We start from the raw sequence: 12,682 nt of genomic DNA, 5'->3' as shown, positions 1-12,682 counted from the left end.
AACGTGCCCCCTACAGGACATCGTTCATGGATTTGTAATAAGGCGCGAAATCCCGACGTTTTTTCAACACGGTTTCCAGATATTCCTCCAGGACGACTTTATCCTGAACCGGGTCTTTGACAATTGCTCCGACGAGATTACTGCTGATATCCTCGGGACCAAGTTTGCCATTGTTGAACCAGTTGGCCTGACTCAGGCCACCGACCATCACGGCGATCGCTTCTGCGGTAGAAAGGTTTCCGGTGGGCGTTTTGAGCGTGACCTTGCCATCCAGGGTTTCGCCTCCCCGCAGTTCGCGGAAGATGGTAATAACTTTCTCGATCTCTGCTTTTGCGTTGGCGGGTACAGGCAGCGCCAATGAAGACCCCATTTCCTCCACCCGGCGAACGACAATGCTGATTTCCTCATTCATATCATCCGGAAGCGGTAAAACCACAACATTGAAGCGTCGTTTCAAGGCAGACGATAACTCGTTCACACCTTTGTCCCGGTTGTTTGCCGTAGCAATAACGTTGAAACCCTGTTCCGCATAAATTGCAGAATTAAGCTCGGGTATGGGCAGCATTTTCTCTGACAGAACGGTGATCAGGGTATCCTGTACGTCTGATCCCATGCGGGTCAGTTCTTCCAGGCGACAGAGTGTTCCGGACTCCATTGCACGATACAGAGGTGTGGGAACGAGCGCTTCTTTGCTCGGGCCCTTGGCCAGTAATTGGGCATAGTTCCAGCCATAGCGTATCTGGTTTTCATCTGTACCCGCAGTGCATTGAATAACCTGGGTACTATTGCCACAAATTGCCGCCGCCAGGTGTTCCGAAACCCAGGATTTTGCCGTTCCCGGCACACCCAGCAAGAGTAAGGCCCGGTCTGTTGCCAGCGTAGCAACTGCCGTTTCGATCAGGCGGCGATTGCCAATATATTTTGAGCTGATCTCCGTACCGCCGGGTGTCTGTCCGCCCAGCAGATAGGTAACAACGGCTTGGGGAGACAAGCTCCAATTGGTGGGTTTGGGACCGGTATCTTCTGCTTTAAGGGCATCCAGTTCCATCTGGTACGTCAATTCAGCGGGTTGTCGAAGTACATTGCTCATGGGCGAATCCTTGCTATAGAAATTAGTTGCGAGTTGAATTTAAGCGTGTAAATTGAGTGTTTAGATCCACCGTTCAGGTTGATCATCGGGTGTGTCCGGTTTAATAATCTGATTTACTCCGGCGAATGACTGGATTTGAGTCGGCTGTTCAGTCGCAGTGCGTCCAAAATAGGATCGGACGGTCGAATCCCCAACGCCTTGACCGTTTCGAGCGCCGATTCTGCCATCTTCCGGGGAAGTATCAGACCGAGTGCCTGAAACTCATAAGACAGCTGCGTATTATCAATATAGGCCGCCCCTTCCAGATCAAGTTTTACTTGTTTGACAATATTGAGCCATGGTGTTGTTTTTTCCATGGCATTCCAGTCCAGTGCTGAAAGCGGCCCAGCGAGGAACGCCAAGCAGTCCTGAAAGTCGAGTTTTGTGGACGGAGCTTGCAGTAATTCCAGGCAGAGTTGAGCGCGCTTTTCTTCTGACAGCCGGGGCAGCAGTAACTGCAATAGTCCGATAAAATCCGTCTGTTCTTCAGCACTGTTCAAAAGGTTATCCAACAATGCATCAAGTTGATCATCTGCCAGACTACTGACTGCTTTTTGCATGAATACGCGATTGTCGTGTGCACTGTTTTCAGGAAAGTGCCAAGTGGTGACCAGTTCAGCAATGCTTAAACCTAAAGCGCTGGCGAGGCTGACAAGTGATATTTTTGTCAGTTGTTCAGAACGGATCGCCCGTTGTGTTTTGTTTTTCAGTTTTCGTGGTTTCAGCTGGTTGCGTTTTTTGAGTACGCCGTGATTTACCAACTCATAACCGTCTGCAAGTTCCCGTGCAAGATCAGCTTCCGCTTGCAAGACCTCCAGCACTGTATCATCGCCCAGTCTCAAGAGCAGCTGGGCCGCAAACTGGGCCACTTTCTGAGAGCGGTCATTCAGTAATGTTTTCAGGTAATCACTGTCGGATTCACCTAGATTGAACGCCAATGTTTGAATCAGTTTCAGGCGCTTTTCTGCAGATTCCCGTAGCGCACAGTTTTGCAATAATTCCCGTGCGCGATGGGGGTCTAGCGCACGGAGAGTTCTTAAACGCTGTACCCGTTCGGCGGGGTACCATTGGTCCCAGTTTTCTGCATTCAATTCACTCGATTCCGGGTGTTGCGAGTCTGTTTCGGTGGCAGACTGCTGGGTCATAACCCACCGGTACCAAGGCCAGTACGCCTCAGGAAGCATGTCATCCTGCGCCGTTGGGAGCCAATCCACAGGGTGGGCCGTATAACCCCGGTCCAGCATCAGAGACAGCACCATGACAAGGTGTTCCGGACTTCGCTTTTGTGTAGCGGTCAGCACTCTGCGGACGAGTGGTCGTAATGCATCGTTTACGCAGGGGAATTTGAGTCTCGGCAAGTCTGCATGGTCACAAAAATCCGATTGCGATGGTGGGGATTGCAATTGTATTGCTGAATATTGGCTCTGGAGTGCCAGAGCCAGAATACGGAAACGATCTGGATCCTGTTGCTCCAGAAGCGGATGCCAGGACTGAGGGAAATCATCGAGCTTCAGAGGTTGATCATCCCCCACCATCCAGCGGCGCTGTAACTGCTCCAGTTGTGATAGTTCGTGTTTTAATGAATCCAGCCCGGTTTGTTCCTGTTCTTCAATCTTTGGGTCTAGCATACGATTGTCCCCCAGCATTGGCTCTGGACACTGAGCAACGTGGCACTGTTGCCATCCCAGATGATAAAAGCGCGTTCTAGCGTATCACCCATAACAACTCCGGGGAGTGCCGGGTTCGCAATTAAAATGTGACGGCTGCTGTCCAATGCGAGCCACCAGTGCTGGCCGGATTTGTCCTGCCGGATGCGGCCAGGCCCCAGAACAAAAGGACATTGTTCAGCCCAGGGGATCAGGCTTTGTTGCTGCAAGTAATGGCGATCCAGCTCCATTGAGGTTGTGGGCCACATTGAGGTTGTAGGGGACATTGAGGTTGTGGGACACAACACCGGATCAGCCTCGATAAATTCATAATTCTGCAAGAAGCCCCGGCAGGGCTGGCGGCTGGGATAGAAAACGACATCCCCTTTCACGAATTTTCCTACACTCAGACCGGCTTCCCGTCGCCCGACAGAGGCGGGGTAGTAGTCCTGCAGCAGGGCAATTTTTGCTGCCGGGGCTGTCATTTCAATTAACCAGGTGGCATGACTGATCAATCCGTCGCGGCGGGTATGGATTTGTTCGCCGATATTCTGCCAAACACCACTAGTCCGTTCTACATTGGGCGCTGAAAGCACTTGCTCTCGATTGTCGGCTGTGGTTATTGCGCCTCTGGCATCGGGATCATCCGGGTTACCGAGCCAGGCTTCGCTCAACAGAATGAGTTGGCCCAGTTCACGGAGTACCGTCGTGGCTTGTGCCGCAGCGGGCTTACCGAGGGCTTTTGCCGGTAGCTCGTCCAGACGAGAAGCCAATGTACTTGCCTTGGCGTCTACAAGTCGTGCGGCCATCCCCCTGCAACGGCTATTTAGTTCTTTCAGCATCGGTGCGATACCTGTGCGAAGTTGATCATCGACCCATTGTTGGAAGTCGAGTAAACCGGCGCGAATGCCAGCGTCACTGGCCTCGCGAGCTTTCAGCAACCGTGCTGCTTTCGCGGCGGTTTTTTTGGCCAGTTCCTCAGGGGAGTGTGATTCAGTCGCTTGCGCATCGGTAATAGCGTCGGTGCTGTGTATATTTTTACGGCTTGGCTTTTGCGCGCTCGTGATATCCGGTTCGGAGGTCTGAGACGTTGTTTTCCGGCGGCGGCCCAGCCAGTCTGCCACCCACTCGGGTGGTTCGCTTTCGGTAAATCGACCGGCATCATCGGCGTATTGCCAAAGTAATGCGAGGACGTGCTTGCAGGGGAATTTTCGCGAAGGGCAGGTGCACTTGTAACCATGATCCACCACATCCGCCATGGTGTAGTAAGGATTCGCTCCGGATCCCTGACATTGTCCCCAGATTGAATTGACTGAAGATGCCTGGCCGGTCAGAGGCCATTTACCCGGTTTTATCAGTTTCTTGGCAGCATTCAGCGATGCTTGATCCGGTGCCAGATCTTGTATGGTTTCGAGGGAAATATCCATTTCCGTTAGTGTATTCCGATTTTGAGTTAATTTAAGCCATTGATATTAACAGCGAATGTTCAGGCTTGAAACGCCTTGATCAGCGACAATTTGTATTTTATTGATTAAAGCGACCATATGTGTCGCTTTAATTTGTATTCTGACCCAAAAGCAAATAAAGGGCTGCAAATATGGTGATAGTGAAATTTACGTTGATGTTCTTGCTGATCATGTTCTGTACATTTATTTGCCTGATTTCACCAATGCACCTGGTGCTGCCAACTGCGGTTGGCTTGATCGCGTTGCCAGTGTCAGTCGGGTTGACGCTGACGTTGGTATTCTTATTTTCATGATGCTTTCCGGTATGCCCAGGTGTGTGCAGGCTCACATTCCGGTGGTGACAATCCGGAATCGCAATAAATCTTTAATACTTGGTCTCTACACTTCGCCTCGAAATGGGTTCCATTCGATTCACATGCCAAATTTGCGGTGCAAGTTTTTGTTAGCGATGCCGCACAAGCACAAAGGGAAGTTGAGATGTCCAAGCAGTTATTAATGTATGAAAACGTAGCTCCATTGAACAAAACCAAACACCGTGAGCTTTACGTAAAACCTTTAGACAATTTCAACTTTGCCAAGGATGTGAATTCTGCTCCACTGACGCTGGTGGAGTTCCCTGCCGCAGCGGCGGAATATACTATTGTATTTATCGGTACGGACGAGCAGGTCATGCCAGCCGTTATTCTCGGTTTCAAAGAAAATGAAAACCGTTATTTCAGTACTGAGCAAGGCTGGCATGCCCGTTATATTCCTGCGTTTATCCGTCGCTACCCATTTGTTTTCTCTAGCCCTGAAAACGGCGACAAACTCACACTCTGTCTCGATGAAAATTATGCTGGCTGCAATCAGGAAGGGCGAGGAGAGCGTTTATTCGATGCGGACGGTGAACAAACGCAGTATTTGAAGAATGTGCTGGGCTTTTTGGAAGAGTATCAGGCCCACTATCACCGTACCCAGGCTTTTTGCAAGCGCCTTGTAGAGCTTGAATTGCTGCAGCCGATGAGTGCCCGATTTGGCACTCAGGCTCAGGGTGTAGAAACGATCTCCGGATTCAGAGGTATTGACCGGGCGAAGTTGAAACAGCTTCCTTCAGAAGTACTGGCAGAGTTTGTACGCAATGATTGGCTAGAGCTGATTTATCTGCATCTGCATTCGATTCGAAGCTTTGGCGAAATCATGGCGAAAGTGACCCAGGCCGATAACGCAGCACCATTGACAAAGACTGAGTCTGAGTCAACCACTGCCGAAACGGTTTGATATCGTTTGCGGTGTTGAGCATTGCTGTATTTAGTCGTTTCTGGAGTAATCGAGTATGGATGCACACAAGTCTGTTGAGGTAAAACCCGGTGCGTCCACAGTCAGCTCGATTTTCTCCCGTGAAGAGGCAATATGGCAGCGGTTTGGCGGAGACAGCATCGGTGATATCCGGGAGTTTTCGGAGAACTGGCTGGGCTTGTTAAGTTGCCGGATTCAGCAACTCGAGGCTGCATGTGTTGTTTTGCGGCTGGAAGAGGCATACAAACCTGTCGCGCAATGGTCTGCAGGTAGCAATGGCGCAGGAGCCCGTCTCTCGAACGTGGCAGAAGAGGCGCTGCGGGAACGTAAAACCGTTATTCTGGCGCCGACTTCTTCGGAATTGCAGGTTGGCTATCCACTTGTTATTGATGATGAACTGACGGGTGTCGTCGCATTGTCGCTACCTGTCATCTCCCAGGCTGAAGTGACCACCGTTATCCGCCATATACAGTGGGGGGCCGTCTGGTTTGAGAACTATTTTCGTATTGAAGACCGGCGGCGACGGGAAGCGCTGCACCATCGACTCACCTCTGCTTTCAGTCTGGCCAGCCTCAGCCTGGAACACCCCGATTTAAACTCTGCAGCGCTTGCGCTGGTGACTGAATGGGCTTCCAGTCTCGGTTGTGATCGTGTGGCTTTAGGCTTGTCTAAAGGGCGTCGCTGTCAGGTCATTGCCATTTCCCATGATGTGGAGTTCGACAAGCGAACCAACGTGGTTCGGCTTCTGGGCAATGCAATGGATGAAGCGGTTGATCAAAAGTGCCGTGTCCGCTACCCGCGAGTCGCAGAGGAACGGGAGATATCCCGGTCTCATCGCTTGCTCAAGGAGCATTCCGGTTCCGGTTCGGTGGCAACCGTACTGCTTTCTACAACGTTAACGCCCCGCCCCAAAAGCAGTAAAGGAATGATGGATGGTTCGCCACAGATTATTGGTGCGGTGACGCTGGAACATGCTGATCCAGATTTCTTTGATGACCATAAACTGGCCCTCTGTGAGCAAATCGGTCTTCTTTTGGGGCCTCTGCTCAAGTTGCGGGAGCAAGAAGAACAATGGATTGGCCGCAAGTTGATACGGTCTGCGAATGGTCTCGCTCAGCGATGGCTTGGAGCCGGATTTTACCGTACCAAATTGGCGACCGTGGCTGTCACCGCTCTCACTCTGTTTTTTGCCTTATTCACCACTGAATATCGAGTGGCTGCCGATGCCACGCTGGAAGGATGGACACAGCGTTATATCAGTTCACCCATTGATGGTTTTATTGCCTCCAGCCATGTTAAACCTGGAGATGAGGTCAAAACCGGAGATGTTTTGTTCTCGCTGGATAATCGGGATTTAGAGCTTGAGCAGCAGAAATGGGTTTACAAAAAAACACAGGTCGAACAACAGCATCTGGCGGCAATGGTCGAAGGTGATTTTGCCCAGGCGGGGATTTTGAATGGCCAACTGGAACAGGCTCAAGCGCAATTGCAATTGATTGCGGAACAGCTTTCGCGTACCGAAGCCAAAGCACCTTTCGACGGTGTAGTGGTTTCAGGGGACTTATCTCAAAGTCTCGGGGCACCCGTAAGCCGTGGGGATAGTTTGATGCGGATCGCTCAACTGGGGGATTACCGCTTGATACTCGCGGTCCCCGAAAATGATATCGATGAGCTTGCTATTAATCAGCAGGGGCAGGTCATTCTGGCAGCCTTGAATGATGAGGCATATGAATTTGTTGTCGAGAAAGTGACCCCGGTAGCAAAAGCTGATCAAGGCGCAACCCGTTTCCGGGTTGAAGCGCGAATATTGAACCCGGGTCAGCAATTACGTCCCGGGATGCAGGGTACCGCAAAAGTGCAGGTGGGTGAGCGTAAACTCTGGTGGATCTGGACCCATGGGTTGAGTGACTGGCTGACGCTCTGGTTCTGGCGCTGGTGGCCTTAGTGAGTGTATCGTCGTTATTCAGTCCCCACTGGTATCGGGTCGCAGAGTTAAAGCCCCGTTTAAAAGGGCACATTGATATCCATCGCCATGTCTACCGGGATCAGATCTGGTATGTGTTGCAAAATCATATCACCGGCAAGTTTCATCGCTTTACGCCCGCCGCCTATCAAGTACTGGATCAGTTAAATGGCGAGAAGTCGGTCGATGAAATCTGGCAGTCCGCGGTTGCCGGATTGGGGGCTGAAGCGCCTTCCCAGGATGATTTGATTAATCTGTTGGGGCAGTTACATGCTGCCGGTGCGCTTGCTTCTGACGTACCCCCGGACATCGCAGAAATGACATCGAGACTGGCGCAAGAGAAACGCCAGAAATGGCGTCAAAAGATATTAAGTCCGCTCGCAATAAAAATACCCTTGATCGACCCTGATCGGATTCTGACCCCTCTCGCGCCCTGGTTCCGGCCCGTATTCAGTAAAGCAGGAATATTCATTTGGTTGTGTCTGGTGGTGATGGCTCTGGTAACCGCTGGTATCCACTGGTCAGTGCTGACTGAAAATATCAGTGCTGAAGTGCTCAGTCCCGGTAATCTTTTGTTGCTTGCGGTGCTGTTTCCCCTCATCAAGGCCCTGCATGAGCTTGGGCATGCATTGGCCGTCAAAGCCTGGGGAGGGGAGGTTCATGAAATGGGCATCATGTTACTGGTTTTTATGCCAGTGCCTTATGTGGATGCCAGTGCCGCTTCAGCATTTCGGGAGCCGTTCAAGCGCTTGATTGTCGGCGCAGCGGGTATGATGGTGGAAGTGCTGATTGCCGTTATAGCGCTATTTTATTGGCTTGATGCGCCCGAAGGCGTGGGCAAAAGTATTGCGTACAACGTTATGCTGATTGCCGGTGTATCGACGTTATTGTTCAACGCCAACCCCTTATTGCGATTTGATGGCTATTACATGTTGGTTGACGGGATCCAGATACCTAATTTATTTGTTCGGGCCAATCGTTATTTTACCTACGGGTTGCAAAAGTACATTTTAGGAATGAAGCGGGTCGTATCACCGGTGCGGGCTCCTGGCGAGCGACGCTGGTTTATCTTTTACAGCATATCATCCTTTGTCTATCGGGCTTTTTTATCCGTTGCCATTGCGTTATTTATCGCCAAGGAATTTTTTATCGTCGGGGTCGTGTTGGCATTGTGGACGTTGTCAGCAATGTTTGTTTTGCCCGTGCTCAAGGGCTTGAGATTCATGATAATCCGCAAACCCGCTCAAGGTAATGGCCGTGTGCGGCCCTGGGCGGCGGTGATATCTGTGGTCTCGATTGGCTTTGTAATGCTGTGTCTTGTGCCTGTACCCCGCTGGACGAATGCCCAGGGTGTCGTCTGGTTGCCAGATAGTGCAATTGTCAGGGCGGGTACAGATTGTCAGATATCAGAAATCACACAGGCGCCGGATTCAATGGTGAGCCAAGGACGCCCTCTGATTCAATGTGCTGATCCTTTTTTGAGCAAGGATATCGATGTGTTGCAGGCCCGTAGGCAGGAGCAGGAGGTAGCGTATTATCAGGCCATTCAGGAAAGCCCGGTTGATGCTGCGTTGAAGCAAAAAAATCTGGATGCAACCTTGGCTGATTTGCAGCGGGCACAAGAACGTATGGCTGATCTGACGATCATTAGTCCGGCGACTGGGCGGTTTGTCGTACCGCTTGTGCAGGATCTTCCGGGAAAGTTTGTCCGCAAGGGAGATGAAATTGGCTATGTGCTCCCGGACCAGCCCACTCGAGTGCGTGCGGTTGTCCCGCAACAGGACATCGGGGTGGTAAGAGATGATCTTCAGCGGATCGAATTGCGTTTTGCCCACGATGTTGGAAGTGTATTTGAGGGGGTAATCGACCGTGCCGTACCGGGCGGGTCGAACCGGCTGCCAAGTGCGGTACTGGGGACACTGGGTGGTGGTGATATTGGCATTGATCCACGTCAGGGAGATCAAATTTCAGCCTTTGAAAAGTGGTTCGAATTCGATATTACCCTGACTGAAAGCGTTGTGCCCCGGCACTATGAACAACGGGTGTATCTGCGCTTCTATCATTCCAGCCAACCCGTACTTTGGCAATGGCTCCATGATCTCCGCCTGCTGCTCCTGGAGGAGTTCAGTGTCTAGCCTGATCCGGATTCCCTTCCAGGTTCCTTTTGGTGCATACCCCGGGAAACCAGAATCTGCCACTGACCCATTTGATACCCGCGTTAACCGGTATGTTCATGCACGCAAACAGCAGCGTGCGACATCTGTGAAACGTCGACAGCAGTTCCTGGCATTGGTTGATCGGTTTAGTTCACAGCTGAGTGCTGAGACTGCTGAGGCGTATCTTGCCCGCCTCGAGACGTTACGCTATGAGATCCGTAAAGCCGGTTATTGTAATCAAACACTGGCGGAGGTGTTTGCCATTGTGCGTGAGGTTTCAGGCGTAAAAATCGGTATGCGTCATTACCCACATCAATTAGCGGGCGCGTGGGCGATGATGCACGGGGTCATCGCGGAGATGGATACCGGGCAGGGCAAAAGCCTTTGCGCCACATTAACGGCCTGTGCCGCGGCTGTCAGTGGTGTTTCGGTGCATGTGATCACCGTTAACGAATATCTGGCCCGGCGCGATGCGGAACAGTTTGCCCCCCTTTATCAGGCGCTGGGGTTAAGGGTTTCCGTGGTGCTGGATACCATGAATGAAGATGAAAAGCGTACGGCATATCGTGCCGAAGTGGTGTACTGTACCAACAAGCAAGTCGCGTTTGACTATCTACGCGATCGTTTGCAGACCGGTGCCGCGCCAGATGGGTTACGACAACAATTGTCGCCGCTATATTGTGCCAGAGAGCAAGGCCCGGACTCCGGATTGCTGCTGAACGGATTATCGTTCGCCATCATCGATGAGGCTGATAGCGTGCTGGTTGATGAAGCGTTGACTCCGTTAATTATTTCATCCCAGCGAGGTCGTGCCGGAAATGACCGGATTTATGCTACAGCCCTGCAGCTTGCAGATGCGCTGGATGTAAACCGCGATTACTGCGTCTCCGAACGGGAGCGCACTATCGATTTATTGTCCAGTGGCAAGGCCCGGCTTCAGGCGTTGGGTGAAAAGTCTGGTGGGCTTTGGCGTAATTGCATTCCGCGGGATGAGCTGGTGTTGCAGGCGCTACGTGCCCGGCATCTTTTTATTCGTAATCGTCATTATCTTGTTGCTGAAGGCAAGATCAATATTGTCGATGAAAATACCGGCAGAGTCATGGAAGGGCGGGCCTGGGAAGCCGGGTTGCAGCAGTTGATAGAGCTCAAAGAAGGTTGTGAGTTAACTGCGTCCCGTGAAACGGCAGCACGAATCAGCTACCAACGATTTTTTCAGCGTTACATCAATCTGGCAGGAATGACCGGTACCGCAGAGGAAATCAAGCCGGAGTTGCGTCGTATTTATGGCCTGGAAGTGGTGAGAATTCCGCCTGCACAGCCCTCTAAACGCCTTTTTGAGCCCGTTCGCTATACTCGCTCAGCGCGGGAGAAATGGCTGCAAGTGGTTGAGCGGGTCGCGATGCTGCACGGTCAAGGGCAGCCGGTATTGCTGGGTGTCAAAAGTGTTGAAACCTCTAATTTTTTAAGCGGTTTGCTCGCAGAAGGCAATTTGCCCCACCAGGTCTTGAATGCGTTGAATGATCAGGAAGAGGCTGCAATCATCGCCAGAGCAGGACAACCCGGTCAGATTACCGTGGCCACGAATATGGCGGGGCGAGGAACGGACATAAAAATCGCCGAAGCGGCTCTTGAATTGGGTGGCTTAACCGTCGTGGCAACCGAGCGTCATGAATCACGTCGTGTGGATCGGCAGCTGTATGGTCGCTGTGCCCGTCAGGGGGATCCGGGTCGAGTTGAAGCGTTTTTGGCGCTGGATGACGAAATTGTGTGTAAGCACGGTTCTGTTATTTTAGGGTGGCTATTGTCCAGACTCTGGGATGGTCGTAGCCTGTGGGGGCAATTGCTGGCCCGTTATCACTTTGCGCTCAGTCAAAAACGGATTGAAGCGAAGCACGAGCAACGCCGGAAACAGGTGATGGAGTCGGACAAGCAGACACACCGGATACTGGCATTCAGTGGTCGGGCAGAATAGCGCTAAAATAGCGCACAAGTTGAAAGTATATGCGCCAGGATCAGGTCGTTAACTTGTTTCTGGCTGAAAACGAATAAATGTTTTATTGAACGTTGAATGAGAGGGCTGCTGATGTCGCTTCGGTTTAGTCAGTTGACTATTTTCGGGAATATCGCCCGGTGGGTCGGGTTTTTAGCGCGGGGTTTGATGCTGGCGTTTACTTTCTTCGCCAGTCTGAACGCTCATGCTGAAGATTTTATCGGCATTATCAAGCCTCGGCAAATTATCCAGGTCGGCAGCCCGGTAATGGGGATTGTCGAAGAGATGCTGGTCGACCGTGGTTGGGAAGTGCGGGAAGGGCAAACCCTGGTACGCTTGGTCAGTGATGTTGAACGGGTTGATCTGGATCTCGCCCAGGCGCGTTATGATGTTGCGGAGCGTCGGTTTATTCGACAGGAAACCTTGAAGGCTCAGTCTCTCACATCGGAAGAAGAGCTGGAAAAAGTGCGCATGGAAATGGAGTTGGCCCGATTCGAGCGTGACCGGCGACAGATTTTTCTGGATCAGCGCGTCATCAACAGTCCGGTATCCGGCGTGATTATGCGTCGTCTGGTGGCTCGCGGCGAGTATATTAATGAACAGACGCCCTTACTGGTGTTGGCTCAGACGGATGTGTTGAATATCGAAACAATACTGCCGTTGGCTCAATTCGGTCAAATTAAAAAAGGCATGACAGCCGAGATTATCCCTCAGGATCCTATTGGTGGGCGTTACACTGCGGAGGTGGAAGTCGTTGACTCGGTCATGGATGCCGCCAGTTCGACCTTCGGTGTCCGGCTGAAATTGCGTAACGATGAGTTACAGCTTCCCTCCGGAATTAAATGTTCCGTACGATTTACTGGTTCATAATTCTAGAACCGTTTTTTGTTTTAGCTTTGCTGTTTAACCGGCAATTATCTCACGATACTTGGGATCAATTTGTGAAGGTTTTGCGACATTTATCCAGGTTGATCGCAGGTTCACAGTGTTACTACAAATTGGCCCGGCCCACGGCAAAATTCATACCACTGTAACCCACTGTGAAGATTTGTAAGGT

At 51.4% G+C, this 12,682-nt stretch carries 8 protein-coding genes; 5 read left to right on the top strand and 3 right to left on the bottom strand.

Features of this window, described 5'->3' with window-relative positions:
* Positions 1 to 10: 10 nt before the first annotated feature.
* The 3 genes from OLMES_RS19905 to OLMES_RS19895 form a co-directional block, all read right to left on the bottom strand.
* Positions 11 to 1,090 carry an ATP-binding protein gene (locus OLMES_RS19905; protein WP_087462874.1) on the bottom strand — a complete coding sequence of 360 codons (1,080 nt, stop codon included), beginning with the start codon at positions 1,088 to 1,090 and terminating at the stop codon, positions 11 to 13.
* Positions 1,091 to 1,203: 113 nt separating this feature from the next.
* Positions 1,204 to 2,757 (bottom strand): DUF5691 domain-containing protein, encoded by a 1,554-nt coding sequence (locus OLMES_RS19900; protein ID WP_087462873.1) that lies wholly within the window; start codon positions 2,755 to 2,757, stop codon positions 1,204 to 1,206.
* Positions 2,751 to 4,202 (bottom strand): SWIM zinc finger family protein, encoded by a 1,452-nt coding sequence (locus OLMES_RS19895; RefSeq protein ID WP_087462872.1) that lies wholly within the window; start codon positions 4,200 to 4,202, stop codon positions 2,751 to 2,753. Before OLMES_RS19895 ends, OLMES_RS19900 begins: the two co-directional genes overlap by 7 nt.
* A 516-nt stretch (positions 4,203 to 4,718) precedes the next feature.
* Here OLMES_RS19895 and OLMES_RS19885 point away from each other — a divergent pair.
* The 5 genes from OLMES_RS19885 to OLMES_RS19865 all read left to right on the top strand — a co-directional run bounded on the left by OLMES_RS19885 (position 4,719) and on the right by OLMES_RS19865 (position 12,495).
* Positions 4,719 to 5,498, top strand: coding sequence for a SapC family protein (locus tag OLMES_RS19885; RefSeq protein ID WP_087462870.1), 780 nt, complete (start codon positions 4,719 to 4,721; stop codon positions 5,496 to 5,498).
* Positions 5,499 to 5,553: 55 nt separating this feature from the next.
* Complete coding sequence (locus OLMES_RS19880; protein WP_087462869.1) at positions 5,554 to 7,461, top strand: efflux RND transporter periplasmic adaptor subunit; 1,908 nt, start codon at positions 5,554 to 5,556, stop codon at positions 7,459 to 7,461.
* Positions 7,461 to 9,614: an HlyD family efflux transporter periplasmic adaptor subunit gene (locus OLMES_RS19875; RefSeq protein WP_087462868.1), complete on the top strand. Its 2,154-nt coding sequence runs from the start codon at positions 7,461 to 7,463 to the stop codon at positions 9,612 to 9,614. Before OLMES_RS19880 ends, OLMES_RS19875 begins: the two co-directional genes overlap by 1 nt.
* A complete protein-coding gene (locus tag OLMES_RS19870) occupies positions 9,607 to 11,607 on the top strand; it encodes a preprotein translocase subunit SecA (protein WP_157678413.1) in 2,001 nt (666 codons plus the stop codon). The genes OLMES_RS19875 and OLMES_RS19870 overlap by 8 nt, the downstream gene beginning before the upstream one ends.
* A 111-nt stretch (positions 11,608 to 11,718) precedes the next feature.
* A complete protein-coding gene (locus tag OLMES_RS19865; RefSeq protein ID WP_157678412.1) occupies positions 11,719 to 12,495 on the top strand; it encodes an efflux RND transporter periplasmic adaptor subunit in 777 nt (258 codons plus the stop codon).
* Positions 12,496 to 12,682: the final 187 nt, after the last annotated feature.

It is taken from the genome of Oleiphilus messinensis (assembly GCF_002162375.1).
Taxonomy (GTDB): domain Bacteria; phylum Pseudomonadota; class Gammaproteobacteria; order Pseudomonadales; family Oleiphilaceae; genus Oleiphilus; species Oleiphilus messinensis.
This window is presented reverse-complemented; position numbering and strand designations above follow the sequence as displayed.

Excerpts from the sequence above, each read along its gene's own strand:
- OLMES_RS19895 (WP_087462872.1), bottom strand. The coding sequence starts at position 4,202 with ATGGATATTTCCCTCGAAACCATACAAGATCTGGCACCGGATCAAGCA.
- OLMES_RS19865 (WP_157678412.1), top strand. The coding sequence starts at position 11,719 with ATGTCGCTTCGGTTTAGTCAGTTGACTATTTTCGGGAATATCGCCCGG.
- OLMES_RS19885 (WP_087462870.1), top strand. The coding sequence starts at position 4,719 with ATGTCCAAGCAGTTATTAATGTATGAAAACGTAGCTCCATTGAACAAA.
- OLMES_RS19900 (WP_087462873.1), bottom strand. The coding sequence starts at position 2,757 with ATGCTAGACCCAAAGATTGAAGAACAGGAACAAACCGGGCTGGATTCA.
- OLMES_RS19880 (WP_087462869.1), top strand. The coding sequence starts at position 5,554 with ATGGATGCACACAAGTCTGTTGAGGTAAAACCCGGTGCGTCCACAGTC.
- OLMES_RS19905 (WP_087462874.1), bottom strand. The coding sequence starts at position 1,090 with ATGAGCAATGTACTTCGACAACCCGCTGAATTGACGTACCAGATGGAA.